Here is a 20110-nt window from a genome sequence, read left to right as displayed (position 1 = left end):
ACCACCGCGGGCGTTCAGCGCTTCCTGGCCGGGGGCACCACCCCAGCCGATCCGCTGTGGTGGGCCGCGTGGACGGTCGAGCCGATGTTCGCCGGGCTGCTGATCGTGCTGCTCAACTTCGAAGCGGTGATCCTGTCCTACGGCGTCGAACCCGATCACGCCTGGTGGACCCGGCTCAAGCACGTGCTGCTGGCCTCGACGTTGTTCATGAACGTCATCCCCCAGCTCATGCCGCTGTTCACCGACTGGGCGGGCTTCAACCCCGGCTCCGCGCTCGTGCACGCGATCATCCCGGTGATCGTCTACGCGCTGGCCGAAGTCATCCCCGTCATCCAAGCCCGCGCTCGACAAGCCGTCATGAACGGCTACGCCGAAGCCGACCGGCACCAACCCGCCCCCGAACCGGCAAAACCAGCACCCGAGCCCGAACCCGTACCCGCAGCACCGGCACCCGAACCGACGCCGAAGCCGACCCCGGAACCGACGCCACCGGCCGCACCAGAACCGACCACGGTGGTCAAGGCCGTTAAGCAAGGGCCGAAGCTGCCCCCGCAGATGATCCAGGCGATCGACAACGCCCACGCTCGAGCGCTCAGCGAGGGCCGGGAGTTCACCGCGGCCGACGTGCAGAAGGTCGTGAAACTCCCCGGCGACATGGCAACCCAGGTTGCTGCCAGCTACACCACCAACGGCCACGCCGTGTCCTGAAAACCGTTGCACCACAACTGAATACCGCAGATCCGTACCAGCTCGGCGGGACACCACCGGGCCTGGTTCGGCGGTGTCCCGCCTTTTCTCATGTCAGGAGGTGGACACCGTGCCTGCTGTTCCTCTACTCGACCACGACACCTACGCACGCATCACCGCCGACGGGATGCAGCGCCGCGCCCGCTCCGCTGGCTTCCGCCAGTGGCGCACCGCGGTTACCGCTACCGGTGGCTGCACCCAGCCGATCCGGCTCTCCGGCTCGTGGGCCGTCCAGGACGCCGGTACCGGCGAGGTGATCGCCGACCGCACCGGCCACGTCCTGGTCCCCTGCGGCAACCGCCGCGAATCCGTCTGCGTCGCCTGCTCCGACCGCTACGCCGCCGACGCCTTCCACCTCCTGAAAGCGGGCCTGACTGGAGACACCAAGGGCATCCCCGCCAGCGTCGCGGACAAGCCCCGGCTGTTCGTCACCCTCACCGCCCCCTCGTTCGGGCCGGTGCACAACCGCCGCGCACCCCGCGGCAAGGCAATCCCGTGCCGGTGCGGCGAATTCCACCACCCCGACGACCCCCGCCTCGGCCAACCGCTCGACCCCGACACCTACGACTACGTGGGGCACGTGCTGTGGCAGGCCCACGCCGGGGCACTGTGGCACCGCTTCACCACCTACCTCAAACGCCACCTCGCCCAGGCCGCCGGGCTCCGGCAAGCCGACTTCGCCGACCACGCCCGGCTCTCGTTCGCCAAGGTCGCCGAATTCCAACGCCGCGGCCTCATCCACTTCCACGCCGTCATCCGGCTCGACGGCCCAGACGGACCTGGCGATCCCACCCCGCGCTGGGGCACCCCCGAGGTACTGGCCGAAGCGGTCCGCACCGCGCACGCCAACGTCGCGATCACCTCCCCCGACGTTGACGGCCGCACCTGGGAACTCGCCTTCGGTGACCAGCTCGACGTCCGCCCCATCCGCCCGGTCAACGCAGGCGAGGTCGAAGACGACCACGGAGTGATCACCGATGACCGGCTGGCCTCCTACGTCGCCAAGTACGCCACCAAGGGCACCAGCACCAGCGAAGCCGCCGACCGACGCATCCGCTCCCAGGCCGACATCGACCGGCTCAAGATCACCGCCCACCACCGGCGGATCATCCAAACCGCCTGGGACCTGCCCGAACTCGTGCCGTGCCCGGACTGCCACCCCAACGGCCCCCACCAGCCCGAGAGCTGCGGCTGCCAGCAACGCACCCACGCCAACTACTGCACCACCTGCAACAACGGCGGCGAGGTCACCCGCACCACACGCCGCCACCGGCTCCACCCCGAACTCGGCGACAAGCCCGACCCGATCGACGCACTCAAGCTCCGGCACTGGGCACACATGCTCGCCTTCCGCGGCCACTTCCTCACCAAGTCCCAGGCCTACTCCGTGCCATTCCGGCAGATCCGGGACGACCGACGCCGCTACCAGCACGAACACACCCTCGCCGAACTCGGCATCACCGACGAGAACTCAATCACCGTCGTCAACGACTGGGCCATGACCAGCGTCGGACACCGCACCCCCGAAGAACGCGAACTCGCCGCAGCCATCGCCCAACGCCAACGCGACATGCGCAAGCACAAGTACGACACCGAACGAAAGGACTAGCCATGATCCGCAACCTCTGGGGACCCCAACAAGTCGCCGACTACCTCGGCGTCCCCGTCGGCACCGTCTACCAATGGCGCAGCCGCGGAGGAGGCCCGCCCGGCCGCCGCGTCGGCAAACACGTCCGCTACAAGCCCGACGACGTTGAATCCTGGTTCGACGCCCAGCCCGGGGAGGTGATCTGAATGCCAGTCGATGACCTTTGGTACCTGCGGAAACGTGATCCGCAGACTGGTGAGCGGCTGCCTTCTCAACGACACGGGCGTGGGAAGCGGTGGCGTGTCCGGTGGGTTGATCCGCAGTCGGGCCGGACGCAGACCGCGCTGTTCGACAAGAAGGCGCAGGCCGAGCGCCACGACGCGAACGTCCACGCCGACATCTCGCGCGGCGCGTACGTCGACCCGAATGCGGGGAAGATCACGGTTGCCGAGTACTCAGAGGAGTGGCGAAAAGAGCAGCTCCACCGGGACTCAACTGCGGATCTGGTCAAACGTGCGTTCCGGCTTCACATCAACCCGATTCTCGGATCCCGACCGATGGCAGATCTCCGGCCGAGCCATCTGCGCAGCTGGGTGAAGGAGCGCTCGGGGGTGCTGGCTCCGTCCACAGTGCACTTGCACTACAGCTACATCGCAAGCATGTGCCGGGCCGCTGTGGCTGACAAGGTGATCGGCTCGACCCCATGCGTTAAGGTTCGACTCCCCGACATCGAGCACGGCGACCGCTTCATCCCGACCCCGGAGCAGGTGCATGCGGTGGCCGAGGAGCTGTTCGAGCGCTACCGGGCCGTGCCGTACACCGCGGCTGGCTGCGGGCTCCGTCCGAGCGAGATCTTCGGCCTGGAGCTGGAGCATGTGGACTTCGAGAACCGAGAGATCGATGTCGTGCAGCAGCTCAAACAGCTCTCGGGGCAGCCTCCACAGCTGGCGAAGCTGAAGACCAGAACCAGTAGGCGAACGGTCGAGCTTCCCGAGGTGACGGCCGCCGCGCTCAAGCGCCACGTGGATGAATTCCCACCACAGGTGACGGTGATCAACGACATGACAGACCCGCGGAACCCGATCCGGCGTCCCGCCCGGCTGCTTTTCACCACGACGACGGGTCTGCCGGTCACGCGTTCGAATTGGTCCCCGGTGATGCGATCGGCGGTGAAGCGGGCCGGGCTCCCAGGTGGCCTCGGGCTGCACGGGCTCCGGCACTACTTCGCGACGCTGCTGATCCACTCAGGGGCGTCGGTGAAGACGGTTCAGTTGGCGCTCGGGCACAGCTCGCCGACGATCACGCTGAACGTCTACACACACGAGTGGCCAGACGCCGTCGATCGGACGCGAACGCTCGTGGATGCAGCGCTCGGCACCGTGCCGCGGATCGGCTAGCCGACGGGGCCAGGTTGTACCGGATTTGTACCGGCGCGACCTGGCCCCGTTCGCGTTGGGGCGTTTTCCCTGCTACGGACCCCACTCCGGGGTGAGTTCGCGGTAGAGGCCTCGTTTGGAGATGTACTGGACGATCCCGTCCGGGACCAGGTACCAGACCGGCAGCCCGGCTCGGACGCGATCGCGGCAGCCGGTGGACGAGATCGCCATCGCCGGGATCTCCACCAGGGACACCGCGCCGGCCGGCAGGTGCGCGCCGTTGAGCGAGTAGCCCGGTCGCGTCACGCCGATGAAGTGCGCCAGCTTGAACATCTCGTCGACCCGGTGCCAGGACAGGATCTGCTCCAGCGCGTCGGCGCCGGTGATGAAGTACAGGTCCGCATCCGGGTACTCGGCGTGCAGGTCGGTGAGGGTGTCCGCGGTGTAGGTCGGGCCGGCGCGGTCGATGTCGACCCGGCTGACCAGGAATCGCGGGTTGGACGCGGTGGCTATGACCGTCATCAGGTAGCGGTCCTCGGCCGGGCTGACCACTTCGTGGCTCTTCTGCCACGGCTGCCCGGTCGGCACGAAGACCACCTGCTCCAGGCCGAACTGGGCCTGGACCTCACTGGCGGCCACCAGGTGACCGTGGTGAATGGGATCGAAGGTGCCACCCATGACCCCGATCCGGCGACGAGACATAACTGCCAAGCCTAGAAAGACACCTCCCCGCAACGCTCGCTGGGGCGGCGTGACGTGTCGCACCGCACCGTGAAGCCCGGCCTAGCCCCTCAATTAGGCCGGGCCCCACGTCCCTCATCAACCGTGTGGTCCGGCCTGGGGCTCCCTCCTCCCAGGCCAGGCCGCACGGCCCCGCCGACTGCGGAGCCCGACCCAAGCTCCCCCCTGAGCCGGGCGCCGCAACCCTGCGCGACCTTCGGCGGCTGGGGGCCCACCTCGGATCGCGGGCGCTGCCGTATTTCAGGCGCGCACCGGTGTGACCCCGTGATCGGAGGGCTATGACGCGACGTCAAATGTGTCCTGCGTCACTCTTCCGGGGCAACCATCTGGCCCGTTTCGACGTCCTTGACCAGGATCGCCTCGACCGGGCACGACTCGGCGGCGTCGACCACCTCGTCAGCCGGCTCCACCTGCGACTTCTTCGCGGACGAGTAGCCGTCCACCAGCTCGAAGTGATCCGGAGCGACCCCGGCGCACATGCCGCTGCCGATGCAGGTATTCGCGTCGATCTCGATCGACCAGCTCATTCGCCACCTCTTTCGGATATGAGTGAGATCACTCGTCACCTTGCCACGTCAGGAGCATCTTCTGGGGGCCTCGGACGAGCATGCCGCTCTTCCACTCGACGTCATCAGCGGACGTCGCGAAGTTCAGCTCCGGCACTCGAGTCAGGAGCGTGCGCAGCGCGACCTGCAGTTCCATCCGTGCGAGCTGGGCTCCGAGGCAGTGGTGCGGGCCGTGGCCGAAGCCGATGTGCGAGGCCTCCTGGCGGGTCAGGTCGAGCAGTTCGGGATCGCTGAACACCAACTCGTCGCGGTTGGCGGCACCGGCGCTGACCATGACCGGCTCGCCCGCGCGCACGAGCACCCCGCCCAGTTCGACGTCCTCGGTGGCGTACCTGGGGAATCCGGCACCGCTGCCCAGCGGCACGAAGCGCATCAGCTCCTCGACCGCCTGCGGGATGCCGTCGAGGTCCGCACGGAGTTCGGCCAGCTGCTCTGGATGGGTCAGCAGGACGTAGACGAAGTTGGGGATCTGCGTGGCGGTGGTCTCGTGCCCGGCCACCAGGATCCCGGCCGCCAACCGGACCAGTTCCTCCTCCGACAGCTTGTCCTGCTCGTCGCGGGCCGCGATCAGCGCGCTGAGCAGGTCATCGGCCGGTTCCGCGCGGCGTTCGGCGACCAGCCCGGCCATGTAGCCCAGCATTCGGTCGATGTAGTCGGTGACCTGCTCCGGGCTGAGCTTGGTGGTGGACAGGAACGCGTCCGACCACACCCGGAAGTCCAAGCGGTCCGCATAGGGCACGCCGAGCAGCTCGCAGATGACGGTGATCGGCAGCGGCAGCGCGAAGTCCTCGACCAGGTCGGCCGGGGCACCGCGCTCGAGCATCCCGTCGACCAAGCCGTTGGCGATCTCTTCGGCGCGCGGACGCAGCTGTTCCACGCGGCGTGCGGTGAAGGCCTTCGCGACGAGCTTGCGCAGACGCGTGTGCTCGGGCGGATCCATGGTCAGCAGCCCGCCGGACGGGGCGTTCGGCCGCATCCTCGGCACGTCGTGGTGCAGCACCGCGGCTCGGCTGAACCGCGGGTCGCCCAGCACCGTCTTGGCGTCTTCGTAGCGGGTCGCCAGCCACGCGGTGTCGCCGTAGGGCAGCTGAATCCGGCTGAGCGGTTCCTGCTCGCGCAGTTGGGCGTAGAGGGGATCGAGATTCAGCTCGTCGATCTGGCTGAACGGATAGGTCCGCGGTTCCGTGGTGGGCATGCACAGCTCCCGGTGGACTCGTTAGCAAGCGATGCTTACGAATTCACCGTACGCAGCCACCGGGGTGCTCGGAACCGAAGCGGGGCCCGCGCCGTGGTCGCGGCGCGGGCCCTCGGTCAGCTCAGACGGAGCTCTGGTTCGCCGGGGCGCTGCCCGGCCGCACGTGCCCGTCGCCGAAGGCCAGCCACTTCGTCGAGGTCAGCTCCGGCAGCCCCATCGGGCCGCGGGCGTGCAGCTTCTGCGTGGAGATGCCGATCTCCGCGCCCATCCCGAACTCACCGCCGTCGGTGAACGCGGTGGAGGCGTTGACCATCACCGCCGCCGCGTCGACCTGCACGGTGAACTGCCGCGCCGCGCGGACGTCGCTGGTCACGATGGCCTCGGTGTGCCCGGAGCCGTGTTCGCGGATGTGCTCGACCGCGGTCGGCAGCGAGTCGACCACGGCCGCGGCGATGTCCAGGGACAGGAACTCGGTGTCCCAGTCCTCGTCGGTCGCGGCCACCACGTTCGGGCCGCCGACGGCCACCACCCGCTCGTCACCGTGCACGGTCACGCCGGCGCCGTTGAGCTCGGCGAGCGCGCGCGGCAGGAACTCAGCCGCGATGGCCTCGTGCACCAGGAGCGTCTCCGCCGCATTGCACACGCTGGGGCGCCGCGCCTTGGAGTTGAGCACGATGCGCAGCGCGGTGTCGATGTCGGCGTTGGCGTCCACGTAGACGTGGCAGTTGCCCACCCCGGTCTCGATCGCGGGGACCGTCGCGTTCTGCACCACCGCCGAGATCAGCCCGGCACCGCCGCGCGGGATCACCACGTCCACCAGACCGCGCGCGGTGATCAGGTGCTGCACCGAAGCCCGGTCGTGGCACGGCAGCAGCTGCACCGAATCCGCCGGCAGATCGTGCTCGACGACCACGTCGGAGAGGATCTCGACCAGCGCGGTGTTGGAGTTCTCGGCCGAGGACGAACCGCGCAGCAGCACGGCGTTGCCCGCCTTGAGCGTGAGCCCAGCAGCGTCCACCGTGACGTTCGGACGCCCCTCGTAGACGATCCCGACCACGCCCAGCGGCACCCGGACCTGCTGCAACTGCAAACCATTGGGCAGCACGTTGCCGCGCACGACCTCGCCCACCGGGTCCGGCAGCCCGGCAACCGTGCGCAGGCCGTCGGCCATCGCCTCGATGCGCTCAGCGCTCAGGCTCAGCCGGTCGATCAGGCCCTCCGGCATACCGGACTCGCGGCCGTTGGCGACGTCGCGCTCGTTGGCGGCGAGGATCTCCGGTGCGCGCTTCACCAACGCGTCGGCCATCGCGTGCAGCAGCTCGTCCTTGGTGCTCCGGGTGGCCTGCGCGAGTTCGGCGGCCGCCCGCTTCGCCCGCCGAGCAGCGTCGTGGACCTGGTCCTTCAACTGCTCACCGGACGCCTTGGCTGTAGTGGTGGTCACGCACCCAGACTAATCCGTTCGCCCAAGAGCATTTCTGGCGAACTCTTTCTGCGTAGCGGCGCAAGCGCCGAGGGTGGGCTAAACGCCTCCGGCGTTTCAAAGACAAAAGGATCAAGGTCAGACACCGGATTTCGGCGCGTCCCAGCCCCCGGACGACGCACGTCGGAGCCGTCCGGTAGGAATCGGGGCGTGGATGAACAGGCGCTTCGCGAACTCGCCGACGAACGACTCCGCGCACTCGCTGGACCCGAGGCGACACTGCGCGAGGACCAGTGGAGCGCGATCCGCGCCCTGGTCCTGGAGCGCCGCCGCGCGCTGGTCGTGCAGCGCACCGGTTGGGGCAAGTCGGCCGTGTACTTCATCGCCACCGCGCTGCTGCGCGAGCTCGGCGAAGGCCCGACCGTCATCGTCTCGCCGCTGCTGGCGCTGATGCGCAACCAGGTCGAGGCCGCAGCCGCCGCCGACGTGCACGCCGCGACGATCAACTCGGCCAACCCCGAGGAGTGGGCCGAGATCGAGGAGCAGGTCGCCTCGGGTGAGGTGGACGTGCTGCTGGTCAGCCCGGAACGGCTGAACAACCCCGACTTCCGGGACACGATCTTGCCCGAGCTCACCCAGAACGCCGGGCTGCTCGTGGTCGACGAAGCGCACTGCATCTCCGACTGGGGCCACGACTTCCGCCCGGACTACCGGCGGCTGCGCACCCTGCTGACCGAGCTGCCGGAGGGCGTGCCGGTGCTGGCCACCACGGCCACCGCCAACGATCGTGTCGTGCAGGACGTCTCCGACCAGCTCGGCGTCGGTGGCGAGTACACCGACCCGCAGGAAACGCTGGTGCTGCGCGGCACCCTGGACCGCGAGAGCCTGCGGCTGGGCGTCGTGCAGCTGCCCACCGCCGAGGCCCGGCTGGGCTGGTTGGCCAGCCACCTCAAGGAGCTGCCGGGCTCCGGCATCATCTACACGCTGACCGTGGCCGCCACCGAGGAGATCTCGGCCTACCTGCGCGACCAGGGCTACGAGGTCGCCTCCTACTCGGGCCGCACCGACACCGCCGAGCGGCAGCAGGCGGAATCCGACCTGTTGAACAACAAGGTCAAGGCGCTGGTGGCGACCTCCGCGCTGGGCATGGGTTTCGACAAGCCCGACCTCGGTTTCGTCGTCCACCTCGGGGCGCCGTCCTCCCCCATCGCCTACTACCAGCAGATCGGCCGCGCCGGTCGCGGTGTGCAGCGCGCCGAGGTCCTGCTGCTGCCCGGCCCGGAGGACCGCGAGATCTGGAGCTACTTCGCGTCGCTGGCGTTCCCACCGGAACCGACCGTGCGCGCGGTGCTCGATGCGTTGGCGCAGCACGGAAAGCTGTCGACGGCCGCGCTGGAACCGCACGTGGAGCTCGGCCGCAGCCGGCTGGAGATGGTGCTCAAGGTCCTCGACGTCGACGGCGCGGTGCAGCGGGTCAAGGGCGGCTGGGAGAGCACCGGCGAGCCCTGGCACTACGACGCCGAGCGCTACCAGCGCATCGCGGCTGAGCGGAAGTCCGAGCAGCAGGCGATGATCGACTACCTCAGCACGTCCTCGTGCCGCATGGAGTTCCTGCGCCGACAGCTCGACGACGCGCACGCCGAACCGTGCGGGCGCTGCGACAACTGCACCGGCTCCGGCTACTCCGGCGACGTCGACGACCAGGCCGTTCAGCAGGCTGAGGAGCGGCTGCGCAGGCCGGGCGTCGAGGTCACGCCGCGCAAGATGTGGCCCAGCGGCATGGACGCCCTGGGCGTTTCCCTGTCCGGCAAGCTGCCCGCCGACGAGCAGGCGGGCACCGGTCGCGCTGTCGGTCGGCTCACCGACATCGGGTGGGGTAACCGCCTCCGCGAACTGCTCGCCACCGGCACGCCCGACCAGGAGCTTCCGGAGGACCTGTTCCAAGCCGCGATCAAGGTGCTGGCCGCGTGGGACTGGGGGCAGCGCCCGGTCGGCGTGGTCGCCCTCGGCTCGCGGACCCGCCCGCGGCTGGTGCGCAGCCTGGCCCAGCGGATCGCGGGCATCGGCCGCCTGCCGCTGCTCGGCGAGGTGCTGACCAACCCGAACACGACACCGCGCCGCGCCACCAACAGCGCGCAGCACGTCGCTTCGCTGTGGCAGCAGTTCAAGGTGCCGGAGGAACTCGCCGCAACGCTGTCCACGTTGGACGGACCGGTGCTGCTGATGGACGACTACGCCGACACCGGGTGGACCATCACGGTGGTCAGCCGCCTGCTCCGGCAGGCCGGTGCGCCCGCGGTGCTGCCCTTCACCCTCGCCACCACGAGCTAGCCGACCGGGCGCTCCTCAAGCCACCTCGATGACGACCTTGCCCGAGGCATGACCGTTCTCGACGGTGGCGAGGGCGGCCGGGGCGTCGGAGAGCGGGTGGACCGCGGTGATCACGGGTGCGAGGACGCCGTCGAGGGCCAGCCGGGCGGAGCGCTCCAGGTTCTCGCGGTCGAGGCGACGTTCGACGAAACGCCCGCCGAGATCGGACACGGACGGATCACCCGCGGCGACGACGTTGCGCGGATCCCGGACCAGCGGAGCGACCGTCCGCAGCGAGGCGCCGCCGACCAAGTCGACGATCCCGTCGAAGCCGTCCGGAGCCAGCTCGCGCGCCGCGGCGACGACGTCCCCGGCGGTGTAGTCGATGAACCGCACCCCGATGGCCTCGGCGTGCTCGCGCTTGGCGGTGCTCCCGGTGCCGATCACGCGCAACTCGCGCCCGGCGGCCAGCCGCGCGACGGCGAGGCCGACCCCGCCCCCGACACCGTTGACCAGGACCGTGGCACCGGCCGGGAGACCGAGCTGGTCGAGCACGTCCAATGCGGTCGTCCCGGCCACTGGCAGCGTTGCCGCCACCGTCGCGGGCAGACCCGCCGGGATGCGCGCGGTGTTCGGTGCGGACAGCACCGTCGTCTCGGCGTAGGCGCCGCCGCCGGTGAGCGCGAAGCCGAAGACCGCGTCACCCACCTCCAGCCCGTCGACGTCCTCGCCCAGGGCGAGCACGGTTCCCGCCGCCTCCATGCCCAGCACGCGGGGGAACGGACGTCCGCCGTCGAGCCCGGGAACCAGACCCGAGCGCAGCAGGTGATCGAGGGGATTCACGCCGGCGACACCGACCCGGATCAGCACCTCGCCGCGGCCGGGGACGGGATCAGGACGATCGAAGAACTCCTGCACCTCGGGCCCGCCGTAGCTGCCGAAACCCCATGCCTGCCCCATCTTCTGCCGCCTCCCGGGTGACCGGACCCGGTGGTTTCCGGGTTCTGCGGCCATCCTCACCGCTCACACCGATGTCAGGGGCAACCGACTGAGGCGCAGGTCACAGCATCAGGTCGCCACCGGCTCCGCGGCCAGCTCGGTCTGATGCCGGCTGTTGGCCCTGATCAGCACGTCGAGCGCGTCCCGGGTCTCGATCAGGTGCGCGATGTCGGCGTCGATCCGGTCGCGCTCGCGCGTCATCGTCGCGAACGCCAGCTCCACGACGCCCCGGTCGCCGGGAGTCTCCACGCACGGCAGCACGCTCGCGATCACCCGGCTGGACATACCCGCGTCGAACAGCTGCCGGATGAGCGACACGCGCTGGACCTCGGTCTCGGAATAGTGGCGCTGCCCGGCGTCGGAGCGCGAGCTGGTCAGCAGGCCCTGCGCTTCGTAGTACCGCAGCGAACGCGGACTCACGCCCGTGCGCTTGGACAGTTCGCCGATCCGCATGTCCGCGAGCTTACGTGCCGTGATCGGGCAACAGCCGCCATCTCGTTTCGCGCTGTTCGTCGGCTAGCCGGTCCAGTCCGCGACGACGAGGTCCAGCACCGGCATCGGCAGCGGGCCGCTGCCCAGCACCAGGTCGTGGAACGCGCGCAGGTCGAAGGCCGCGCCCAGAGCCGCCCTGGCGCGATCGCGCAGCCGCTCGATCTCCAGCCTGCCGACCATGTAGGACAGCGCCTGCCCCGGCATCTCCAGGTAGCGGTCGGTCTCGGACTGGACCTCGACCTCGGGCATCAGCGTGTTCTCGCGCAGGTAGTCCACGGCTCGTTGCCGGGTCCAGCCGAAGGCGTGCAGGCCGGTGTCGACCACCAACCGCGCCGCGCGGTTCGAGTCCATCGCGAGCATGCCCAGGCGGGCCACGTCGTCGGTGTACCAGCCGGCCTCGTCGGCGAAGCGCTCCGAGTACAGGCCCCAGCCCTCCATGTAGGAGTTGACCCAGGCGAACTGCCGGATCTTCGGAACGCCGGTCAGTTCCTGAGCGAGGGTGATCTGGAAGTGGTGCCCGGGCACGGCTTCGTGGAACGCGGTGGCCTCGGCGAGGAAGCGCGGGCGCTGCTCGGCCAGGTGGGTGTTCGCGTAGTAGGTGCCGGGCCGCGAACCGTCGACCGGGCCGGGCAGGTAGTACGCCGCGGAGGCGTTCGGTGCCCGGTCGGCCGGGGTCGGTTCCACCTGGCAGCGCTGAGCGGGCAGCCGACCGAACCACTCCGGCGCACCGCGCTCGGCCCGCTCGATCGCCGTCCTGGCCGCATCCAGCAGTTCCCGCCCGCCCGACCAGCGCAGGGCAGGCTCGGTGCGCATCCGCTGCTGGACCTCGGCGGCCGTGCTCGGCCCGAAGATCCGCGAGCCGATCTCCGCGTACTCCTCGGCCAGCTCCGCGAGCAGCTCGATTCCGGTCCGGTGCAGGTCTTCCGGGGTGTGGCCGGTCGTCGTGTGCATCCGGGCCAACGCCGCGTACGTCGCCTCGCCGTCCGGCAACCAGCACAGCCCCGCGCGCTCGTCCGGCCGCCCGCGCTCCTGGACTTCCGCGCGCAGGACCTCGCGGTACGCGGCGAAGGCCGGGCGAACCGCCTTCGCCAGCAGCTCGTCCCGTTCTGCTGCGGCGCTCACCGGAACCAGGTGCAGCGGGTCCGCTTCCGGTGCGGCCAGGTGCGCATCCAGGTAGTCGACGGCGGCCCGCACGCGGCCGGCGATCGGCAGTCGACCGGCCGACAGCCCCAGCCGGAGGCGATCAGCGCCTTGGGCCAGGAACTCCGGCACCGCCGCGAGCCTGGTCAGGAAGTCCTGCTCCTGCTGCGCGCCGATCGGCCGCGAGCTGGCGAGCAGTTCCAGCAACTTCCCCAGCGGAGCGGTCTGACCGTCGTGCACGGTGTGCTCGACGAGCCTGGCGTCGATCCGGGTGATGAGGGATTCGGTCTGCTCCACCAGCACGCCGAGCGTGATCCGGTCCTGCCCGGTCGCCTCGACCCGACTCGCCGCGTCGAGAACGCGGACCGCGCGGTCGCGAATCGATTGTTCGGCTGCTTCGGACAGATCGTTGAGGCGGTCTCCGGTGCCCGGCAATCCCACGAACAGTTCGTTTAGCGGATCAGCGGCGGTGAGCAGTTCCAGGGCTTCATCGGCGAGTTCGCGCACTGTCGTCACAGTGGCAGTCTGCCTTCGGGGACACAACATTTCGCCCGATCGGGCCGGAAAACGCACATTTCTTCGCATCTTCGCCGGTCCAGCGGTGCCCCCTCCCCGCGGGGCACCGCGGTGGTCAGCCGTCGAACCGGCCTGCGCGGATTCCCGCGACGAAGGATCGCCACTGCGCACCGGAAGCGGTGAAGTACCCGCCCGCCCGGTACTTGGAGTCGCGAACCGCCGCACCGTCACCGCAGCGGCCTACCTCGACGCAGTCGGTTTCCTGCGCCGACCTGCTCGACTTCCGCCAACCGACCGGTTGTGCCGTAATCACGCAAGAGCCTCCATCTCGTTCGCACACTTCGTGATGAACGCGATCGACTCGACGTCGTCCATCGCGAACGAGAGCAGGGTAGTGATCGCGTCGAGGTATTCCTGCGCGAGTCCACGGTTGTAGAGGAACGCCGACGAGCGGTAGTGCTCCAAGTGGACGATCGGCTGGGCCTTGGGGAATTCGAACACCACGAACGGTCCGACGTGCCCGGGATGCCAGGTCGTGAGGCCGCTGGGCACCACCCGGACGTCGATGTTGGACCACTCCCCGAGCTCGGCCACCTTGCGGAGCTGCTCGGCCATCACCGCGTGCCCGCCGATCGGCTCGCGCAGTGCATTCTCGCTGATGATCGTGGTCAACTTCGGAGCATCGCGGGCGGCCAGCACCTCGCGACGACCGAGGCGCATGAGCACCAGCTTCTCGACCTCTCCGAGCGGCTTTCCGCGCATCACCGCCCGCGCGTAGTCGGAGGTCTGCAGGAGGCCGGGGATCAGTCCGGTGGCGACGTTGGTGATGCGGGTAGCGGTGCGCTCGAACTCGATCAGCGCGGTCAGCTCCTGGCGCACCCCGGCCCGGTCCGCGGTGAGCCAGTTGGGTGCGTCGGCGTCGCGCGCCATCTCCACGAGTCGATCACGTTCAGTAGCCGAAACGCCCAGCGTGGTCACGAAAGCAGCAACCACTTCCGGTGACGGTACGGAGCGTCCGGTCTCGTACCTCATCAGTTTGACGTGGTTGGTGTCGAGCTCGTGTGCCAGCGCACGCAGGCTCCGACCGACCGCTTCGCGGGCTTCGCGCAGCTCAGCGCCGAGCGCGCGGGCCTTCGGCGTACCGCCAGTGGTACGGGTCATGAAACACAGCGAAACAGAATTCCGCGCCGGTAACTACTACCTGTTCAGGTAATTGCCCCCCGTTTCAGTACCAGCAGAATGGTACGTGCGACGACGAGCGGTCAGGAGCACGAGATGCGGACACCACCCGATGCCGCAGCGACCAGCGCCGCATCCTCGGTGGCGCGAGGCGCGCGGCAATCCGGTTCCGCGGTCCTACCGCCGTCTCCGGCTGCCAGGAGGCACTCCGCTCTCGGCGGTCGCCTCCGGTCGACTTGGAACAGGCGGTGATCGCACATGCCACACCCGTTTCGCTGGCAACCCGGCGAAGGTCAGCGGCACGCCACGCTGAAACCGCGCCCGAGGGGCGGATTTCCGGACGACGTCCAGATCGAAACGTTGTGCGGCACGCAGATCACTGCGGACAACTCCGACGTGGCCTGGCTCTGGACGACCTGCCCGGAGTGCAACAAGGGCGCCCACGAACTGGCCGGAACCCCCATAGTCCCCGGCTGACCGCCGTAGGTCACCGGAGACAACGCCTTCATCTTTGAAACGCCGAAGGCGTTCAGCGCACCCTCGACGCTGGCACCGCCACGCAAACCGGCCACCGGCGACAAGGCCTTCTCACTGATTGAATTCGGATCTTCCGAACGGGCGATCCAGACCGTACTGTGTCGTTCACCCGTTCGAGGTCCGGAGCGCATCGACATGTCTTCCGGGCACGGGCGTCCTGCCACGACACCGGAGGATGCGATGTCCCAAGGCACGGCGACGACCGGCGAATCCCGGCTCCCCTTGCGCACTTTGGTCGCAGCGAGCATCGGCAACGCCGTGGAGTGGTACGACTGGACGGTCTACACCGCGTTCAGCGTCTACTTCGCGCGTGCGTTCTTCCCCGGCGACCTCGCGCTGATCAACACCCTGGCCACCTTCGCGCTGGCGTTCTTCTTCCGCCCGCTGGGCGGCTGGTTGCTCGGCCGGTTCGCCGACCTGCGCGGCCGCAAGACCGCGATGCTGGTGACCATCTCGCTGATGGCCGGCGGATCGCTGGTGATCGGGTTGCTGCCGACGTTCGACACGATCGGTTGGGCGGCGGCGATCCTGCTCATCCTCGCCCGCATCGGTCAAGGGCTTTCGCTGGGCGGTGAGGTGTCCAACGCCTCGGCGTACCTCGCGGAGATCGCCCCGGCGGCCAAACGCGGTCGGTACTCAGCGTTCTTCTACATCTCGACCGGTTCCGCACTGCTCATCGCGTCGCTTCTGGGCTACGCGCTGACCGCGCTGCTGACCAAGGAACAGCTCGTCGACTTCGGCTGGCGCATCCCGTTCCTGATCGGCGGTGTGCTCGGCCTGGCGGGCATCTGGTTGCGCCGAACGCTCGAGGAGACCGAGCAGTTCGAGGAGAACCAGGCCAAGGCCAAGGCGCTGAAGAATCCACTGTGGATAACGCTGACCGGGCACCCGAAGGCGGTCGCGCAGCTCGTCGGCTTCAGCATGCTCTCGACGCTCTGCTACTACACGTTCTTCAGCGCGCTGACTCCGTTCGCAGTGGACAGCCGCGGTGCCAGCGCGACGGACGTGTTCTTGGCGCTGTCGATCGCCACCGCGTTGTTCATCGCTCTGCAGTACCCGGTCGGCGCGCTGTCGGACCGCTTCGGCCGCAAGCCGCAGCTGCTGATCTGGTCGGGGGCCACGGCGATCCTCATCGTGCCGCTGTCGAGCCTGGTCCGCCCCGGTTTCGGCAACCTGCTAGTGGTCTTCTGCGTCGGAATCGCGCTCTACACCGCGATGACCTCGATCGCCCCGGCGATCATGTCCGAGCTGTTCCCGACCGAACTGCGCGGCCTGGGCATCGGTGCCTGGTACAACCTGACCGTCGCGATCTTCGGCGGCACGGCACCGCTGGTCATCCAGACCCTGGCCCGCTACGAGCTGTCGTCGCTGTTCTTCTGGTACATCGCGGTCGGAGCGGCGATCGCGTTCTTCGTCATCCGCACCCTCCCGGAAACCAAGGGCACCGAACTCCGCTAACTCGATCTAGCGAAGAGTGAAGGGCCCCTTCGACCCCTTCAAGACCGCGGCGCGAAGCGCCTCCTTGAGGGTGGCGGTCGGGCGGCGGGCGGGACGGTCGAAGGTGCCCTTCACCTTTTGGAAAATCAGCGGAGGGGAACGAGGTCGTCCGCGTGGACCACCTCTCGGCGTTGTTCCGTGGGTAGTTGGTGGCTGGAACGGCCGATGAGGTCTGGGAGTTCCGCGGCGTCGTAGGCGACTACTCCTCGAGCCACCACGTCGCCCGTCGGGTTGACCAGTTCCACCACGTCGCCGCCGTCGAAGGCGCCCTCCACCGCGGTGACTCCCGCGGCCAGCAGGGAGCGGCGCTTCTTCACCACTGCCGTGACCGCACCGTCGTCCAACCACAGGCGTCCGTTCGCGTCGGCCGCGTGCGCGAGCCAGAAGCGGCGGGCCGACAGCCTGCTGCCGGTCGCCGCGAAGGCGGTGCCGACGTCGGCAGGTCCCAGCGCGCGCTCGGCGTTCGCGGACGAGGTCAGCAGGACCGGGATGCCCGACGAGCAAGCGACCCTGGCCGCCCCCACTTTGGACGCCATGCCACCGGTGCCGAGCCCGGACGCGCCGGTGCTGCCCGCACGCACGCCGACCATGTCCGCGTCCCCGTTGACCTCCCGGATCACCGAAGCGCCGCCGCGACGGGGATCCCCGTCGTACAGGGCGTCCACATCGGACAGCAGGATCAGCGCGTCGGCACCGACCAAGTGCGAGACGAGCGCGGCGAGCCGGTCGTTGTCACCGAAGCGGATCTCGGTGGTGGCCACCGTGTCGTTCTCGTTGACCACCGGCACCGCGCCGAGTCCCAGCAGGCGGTGCAGGGTGCGCTGGGCGTTGCGGTAGTGCCCTCGGCGCATCACGTCTTCCGCGGTCAGCAGGACCTGGCCGACCGTCAGCTGGTAGCGCGAGAAGGATTCGATGTAGGCGTGCGCGAGGGCCTGCTGACCGACGCTCGCGGCAGCCTGCTGAGTCGCGAGATCCCGCGGCCTGCGACGCAATCCCAGCGGGGCGAGGCCAGCGGCGATCGCACCCGAGGACACCAGCACCACCTGGCAGCCGGACGCCACGCGCTTGGCCACCGAGTCGACCAGCGCCGCCAGCCGATCGGTGTCCAGGCCGCCTTCGGTGGTGGTCAGCGACGAAGAGCCGACCTTCACCACGACCCGCTGCGCGGTCGCGACCGCCTGCCGGGTGGCCGAGAGCTCGTCGCTCACGCGTCCTCCCCGCCGGCCCCCTCGCGGAACTGGCCGAACTCGTCCAGCGAGCTGCGCCGGGCCTTCTTCGCGGCCTTGCGCTCGTGGGCGGAGATCCGGTCGTCCTGGTCCACGCGCAGGTCGGTGCCGCGGCGGCCGAGCACACCGGCCACGCCTGCCGGGGTCGTCGGCTCCCAGTCGAAGGTCATGTTGCCGATGGTCACCTGGCTGCCGGGCTCCGCGCCCTTCTTGGCCAGCGCGTCCTCGACACCCAGCTTGGCCAGGCGGTCGGCCAGGAAGCCGACGGCCTCGTTGTTGGCGAAGTCAGTCTGCCGCACCCAGCGCTCGGGCTTCTCGCCGCGCACCACGTAGGCGTCCTCGAACTCGGGGTCCTCTTCGACGGTGAACCCGCCGTCGTCGACCGCGGTCGGGCGCACCACCACGCGCGCCGCCTCCGGCTCCGGAAGCTGCTCGCGGTAGCGCACGACCTCGGCGGCCATCGCGAAGCTCAGCTCGCGCAGGCCCTCGCGGGACGCGGTGGACACCTCGAACACCGGCCAGCCGCGCTCCTCGACTTCGGCGCGCACCAGGTCGGCCAGATCGCGGGCGTCCGGCACGTCCATCTTGTTGAGCACGACCATGCGCGGGCGTTCGGCCAGGTCGACGCCGCCCTGTTCGGCTTTCAGCGCCGGCGTGTACTGGGCGAGCTCGTTCTCCAGCGCGTCCACATCGGACATCGGGTCGCGGCCCGGCTCGAGGGTGGCGCAGTCGACGACGTGCACCAGGACGGCGCAGCGCTCGATGTGGCGCAGGAAGTCCAGGCCCAGGCCTCGGCCCTCGCTGGCCCCCGGGATGAGTCCGGGCACGTCGGCCACGGTGAACACGGTCTCGCCCGCGGTGACCACGCCGAGGTTGGGCACCAGCGTGGTGAACGGGTAGTCGGCGATCTTCGGACGCGCTGCGGACAGCACCGAGATCAGCGACGACTTGCCCGCCGACGGGAAGCCGACCAGGCCCACGTCGGCGACCGACTTGAGCTCCAGCACCAGTTCGGCCTCGTCGCCCGGCTCGCCGAGCAGGGCGAAGCCCGGGGCCTTGCGCGCTTTGGAGGCCAGCGCCGCGTTGCCCAGGCCACCGCGACCACCGGCGGCGGCGACGAACGTGGTGCCGTTGCCGACCAGGTCGGCCAGCACCTCGCCGTCCGGGGTCAGCACCACGGTGCCGTCCGGGACCGCCAGGATCAGGTCCTCGCCATGGGCGCCGTTGCGCATGCCGCCCTGCCCCGGCTTGCCGTTGGTCGCACGCGCGTTGGGCCGGTAGTGGAAGTCCAGCAGGGTGTGCGCGTTGGGGTCGACGACGAGCTGCACGTCGCCGCCCTTGCCACCGTTGCCGCCGTCCGGCCCGCCCAGCGGCTTGAACTTCTCCCGGTGCACCGAGGCGCAGCCATTCCCTCCGTCGCCAGCCGCGACGTGGATGGTCACGCGGTCAACGAACCGCGACACGAATGCCTCCAGGAAGATCAAGCCGAGCGGCGCCCGGCGGTAGAACGCTCCGAACCTGATCAGGAATCAGGTCTGGGAAAACAGCAACGAGGGGCGGACCGGACTAGCCGGACCCGCCCCTCGTCGGGAAGTGCTCGCAGCCGAGAGCCGGATCAGGCCTCGGCCGACTTCACGCTGACGGCCTTGCGGCCGCGGTACCGTCCGAACTCGACGGTGCCGGCGGACAGCGCGAACAGGGTGTCGTCCTTGCCGCGACCCACGTTCAGACCCGGGTGGAACTTGGTGCCACGCTGACGGATCAGGATCTCACCGGCCTTGACGACCTGGCCGCCGTAGCGCTTCACCCCGAGGTACTGGGGGTTAGAGTCGCGGCCGTTCCGAGAGCTGGATGCGCCCTTCTTGTGTGCCATGACTACTCAGGTCCTCACTTGTTGATGCCGGTGACCTCGACACGGGTCAGCTTCTGACGGTGACCCTGTCGCTTGTGGTATCCGGTCTTGTTCTTGAACTTGTGGATGCGGATCTTGGGGCCCTTGGTCTGCTCGACCAGCTTGCCGGTCACCGACACCTTGGCCAGCGCATCGGCGTCGGTCGTGACGTCGGTACCGTCGACGACCATCAGTGCCGGGAAACTGACCTCGGAGCCCAGCTCGCCCTCGAGCTTCTCGACCTCGACGACGTCCCCGACAGCCACCTTGTACTGCTTGCCGCCGGTCTTGACGATCGCGTACATGAGTCGGAAGTCTCCTGCTGCTCGGTTCTCGCTACTTTCACCAGGTCTGCGGCGGACGTCCACCCCGACCCGAATCGGATCGAGGATTCCTACCACGCCGCTGGTGCAGCGCCTCGGTGGGGTTCCCGTCCCAGGCAGCGCGGAGCACCACTCGAAACAGGCGTTTAACCTCTCCGCCCGTCCGGCGGCGAGAAGTTCTCACCCATCATACAGTCCGCGTTCCGGGTCCCGATCGGGCGGGGCCGCACCACGCGGGGCGCACGACTGGAAGTCGGCGACAGGCGAGCCGCGACAGCGTAAGACGGGCCTCCGAACGGGGTCAAATCGACCCCTCCGAAAGAAGGTGCCGGACTTGTCCGGTCTCTTGCTACGGTAGGTCGCCGTT

At 69.2% G+C, this 20110-nt stretch carries 20 protein-coding genes; 7 read left to right on the top strand and 13 right to left on the bottom strand.

The features are described from left to right. From ACWCO2_RS11565 to ACWCO2_RS11550, 4 genes are all read left to right on the top strand, one after another. Positions 1 to 708: hypothetical protein (locus tag ACWCO2_RS11565; RefSeq protein WP_450127653.1), on the top strand; the 708-nt coding region annotated here is incomplete at its 5' end. 109 nt (positions 709 to 817) lie between these two features. After that, on the top strand, positions 818 to 2356 hold the full coding sequence (locus ACWCO2_RS11560) for a replication initiator (RefSeq protein ID WP_450127652.1): 1539 nt from the start codon (positions 818 to 820) through the stop codon (positions 2354 to 2356). 2 nt (positions 2357 to 2358) lie between these two features. Beyond that, a complete protein-coding gene (locus tag ACWCO2_RS11555) occupies positions 2359 to 2541 on the top strand; it encodes a helix-turn-helix domain-containing protein (RefSeq protein ID WP_450127651.1) in 183 nt (60 codons plus the stop codon). Further along, complete coding sequence (locus ACWCO2_RS11550) at positions 2542 to 3732, top strand: tyrosine-type recombinase/integrase (protein ID WP_450127650.1); 1191 nt, start codon at positions 2542 to 2544, stop codon at positions 3730 to 3732. 72 nt (positions 3733 to 3804) lie between these two features. On the opposite strand, the gene nadD is transcribed toward ACWCO2_RS11550, so the two are convergent. The 4 genes from nadD to ACWCO2_RS11530 form a co-directional block, all read right to left on the bottom strand. Next, a complete protein-coding gene (gene nadD, locus ACWCO2_RS11545) occupies positions 3805 to 4413 on the bottom strand; it encodes a nicotinate-nucleotide adenylyltransferase (RefSeq protein WP_450127649.1) in 609 nt (202 codons plus the stop codon). A 344-nt stretch (positions 4414 to 4757) separates the two neighbouring features. Further along, a complete protein-coding gene (locus ACWCO2_RS11540) occupies positions 4758 to 4979 on the bottom strand; it encodes a ferredoxin (protein WP_450127648.1) in 222 nt (73 codons plus the stop codon). Between the two features lie 28 nt (positions 4980 to 5007). Beyond that, positions 5008 to 6213, bottom strand: a complete 1206-nt coding sequence (locus tag ACWCO2_RS11535; RefSeq protein WP_450127647.1) for a cytochrome P450 — start codon at positions 6211 to 6213, stop codon at positions 5008 to 5010. 121 nt (positions 6214 to 6334) lie between these two features. Further along, the gene (locus tag ACWCO2_RS11530; protein WP_450127646.1) at positions 6335 to 7654 is read right to left on the bottom strand and encodes a glutamate-5-semialdehyde dehydrogenase; all 1320 of its coding nucleotides are present in this window, start codon (positions 7652 to 7654) and stop codon (positions 6335 to 6337) included. 189 nt (positions 7655 to 7843) lie between these two features. On the opposite strand from ACWCO2_RS11530, the gene ACWCO2_RS11525 reads away from it, so the two are divergent. After that, positions 7844 to 9964, top strand: a complete 2121-nt coding sequence (locus ACWCO2_RS11525; RefSeq protein WP_450127645.1) for a RecQ family ATP-dependent DNA helicase — start codon at positions 7844 to 7846, stop codon at positions 9962 to 9964. Between the two features lie 15 nt (positions 9965 to 9979). Here ACWCO2_RS11525 and ACWCO2_RS11520 read toward each other — a convergent pair whose 3' ends face one another. The 5 genes from ACWCO2_RS11520 to ACWCO2_RS11500 form a co-directional block, all read right to left on the bottom strand. Beyond that, positions 9980 to 10903, bottom strand: a complete 924-nt coding sequence (locus tag ACWCO2_RS11520) for an NADP-dependent oxidoreductase (RefSeq protein WP_450127644.1) — start codon at positions 10901 to 10903, stop codon at positions 9980 to 9982. Positions 10904 to 11011: 108 nt separating this feature from the next. Next, positions 11012 to 11395 (bottom strand): MerR family transcriptional regulator, encoded by a 384-nt coding sequence (locus tag ACWCO2_RS11515; protein WP_450127643.1) that lies wholly within the window; start codon positions 11393 to 11395, stop codon positions 11012 to 11014. 63 nt (positions 11396 to 11458) lie between these two features. Next, positions 11459 to 13090 (bottom strand): DUF885 domain-containing protein, encoded by a 1632-nt coding sequence (locus ACWCO2_RS11510; RefSeq protein WP_450127642.1) that lies wholly within the window; start codon positions 13088 to 13090, stop codon positions 11459 to 11461. A 115-nt stretch (positions 13091 to 13205) separates the two neighbouring features. Then, positions 13206 to 13403, bottom strand: coding sequence for a DUF397 domain-containing protein (locus ACWCO2_RS11505; protein ID WP_450127641.1), 198 nt, complete (start codon positions 13401 to 13403; stop codon positions 13206 to 13208). Further along, entirely contained in the window at positions 13400 to 14251 is an 852-nt protein-coding gene (locus ACWCO2_RS11500) for a helix-turn-helix domain-containing protein (protein WP_450127640.1), read from the bottom strand. The genes ACWCO2_RS11505 and ACWCO2_RS11500 overlap by 4 nt, the downstream gene beginning before the upstream one ends. 276 nt (positions 14252 to 14527) lie before the next feature. On the opposite strand from ACWCO2_RS11500, the gene ACWCO2_RS11495 reads away from it, so the two are divergent. Further along, positions 14528 to 14746, top strand: a complete 219-nt coding sequence (locus ACWCO2_RS11495) for a zinc finger protein (RefSeq protein ID WP_450127639.1) — start codon at positions 14528 to 14530, stop codon at positions 14744 to 14746. A gap of 240 nt (positions 14747 to 14986) precedes the next feature. Beyond that, a complete protein-coding gene (locus ACWCO2_RS11490; RefSeq protein WP_450127638.1) occupies positions 14987 to 16264 on the top strand; it encodes an MFS transporter in 1278 nt (425 codons plus the stop codon). Between the two features lie 125 nt (positions 16265 to 16389). Here the strand turns inward: ACWCO2_RS11490 and proB are convergent, their stop codons facing one another. The 4 genes from proB to rplU all read right to left on the bottom strand — a co-directional run bounded on the left by proB (position 16390) and on the right by rplU (position 19725). Beyond that, positions 16390 to 17511 (bottom strand): glutamate 5-kinase, encoded by a 1122-nt coding sequence (gene proB, locus ACWCO2_RS11485; protein WP_450127637.1) that lies wholly within the window; start codon positions 17509 to 17511, stop codon positions 16390 to 16392. Further along, positions 17508 to 19004 (bottom strand): GTPase ObgE, encoded by a 1497-nt coding sequence (obgE, locus tag ACWCO2_RS11480; RefSeq protein ID WP_450127660.1) that lies wholly within the window; start codon positions 19002 to 19004, stop codon positions 17508 to 17510. Before obgE ends, proB begins: the two co-directional genes overlap by 4 nt. Positions 19005 to 19144: 140 nt before the next feature. Next, on the bottom strand, positions 19145 to 19402 hold the full coding sequence (rpmA, locus tag ACWCO2_RS11475) for a 50S ribosomal protein L27 (RefSeq protein ID WP_450127636.1): 258 nt from the start codon (positions 19400 to 19402) through the stop codon (positions 19145 to 19147). Between the two features lie 14 nt (positions 19403 to 19416). After that, a complete protein-coding gene (rplU, locus tag ACWCO2_RS11470; RefSeq protein ID WP_270949341.1) occupies positions 19417 to 19725 on the bottom strand; it encodes a 50S ribosomal protein L21 in 309 nt (102 codons plus the stop codon). Positions 19726 to 20110 lie beyond the last annotated feature (385 nt).

Source organism: Saccharopolyspora sp. NPDC002376 (assembly GCF_053593195.1).
The sequence above is the reverse complement of the archived record's forward strand: the minus strand, read 5'-3'. Positions and strand labels throughout refer to the sequence as shown.

Bases quoted from the DNA above. Each gene is read 5' to 3' on its own strand.
- ACWCO2_RS11555 (WP_450127651.1), top strand. From the start codon at position 2,359: ATGATCCGCAACCTCTGGGGACCCCAACAAGTCGCCGACTACCTCGGC.
- ACWCO2_RS11550 (WP_450127650.1), top strand. From the start codon at position 2,542: ATGCCAGTCGATGACCTTTGGTACCTGCGGAAACGTGATCCGCAGACT.
- nadD (WP_450127649.1), bottom strand. From the start codon at position 4,413: ATGTCTCGTCGCCGGATCGGGGTCATGGGTGGCACCTTCGATCCCATT.
- ACWCO2_RS11540 (WP_450127648.1), bottom strand. From the start codon at position 4,979: ATGAGCTGGTCGATCGAGATCGACGCGAATACCTGCATCGGCAGCGGC.
- ACWCO2_RS11535 (WP_450127647.1), bottom strand. From the start codon at position 6,213: ATGCCCACCACGGAACCGCGGACCTATCCGTTCAGCCAGATCGACGAG.
- ACWCO2_RS11520 (WP_450127644.1), bottom strand. From the start codon at position 10,903: ATGGGGCAGGCATGGGGTTTCGGCAGCTACGGCGGGCCCGAGGTGCAG.
- ACWCO2_RS11515 (WP_450127643.1), bottom strand. From the start codon at position 11,395: ATGCGGATCGGCGAACTGTCCAAGCGCACGGGCGTGAGTCCGCGTTCG.
- ACWCO2_RS11500 (WP_450127640.1), bottom strand. From the start codon at position 14,251: ATGACCCGTACCACTGGCGGTACGCCGAAGGCCCGCGCGCTCGGCGCT.
- ACWCO2_RS11495 (WP_450127639.1), top strand. From the start codon at position 14,528: ATGCCACACCCGTTTCGCTGGCAACCCGGCGAAGGTCAGCGGCACGCC.
- ACWCO2_RS11490 (WP_450127638.1), top strand. From the start codon at position 14,987: ATGTCCCAAGGCACGGCGACGACCGGCGAATCCCGGCTCCCCTTGCGC.
- rpmA (WP_450127636.1), bottom strand. From the start codon at position 19,402: ATGGCACACAAGAAGGGCGCATCCAGCTCTCGGAACGGCCGCGACTCT.
- rplU (WP_270949341.1), bottom strand. From the start codon at position 19,725: ATGTACGCGATCGTCAAGACCGGCGGCAAGCAGTACAAGGTGGCTGTC.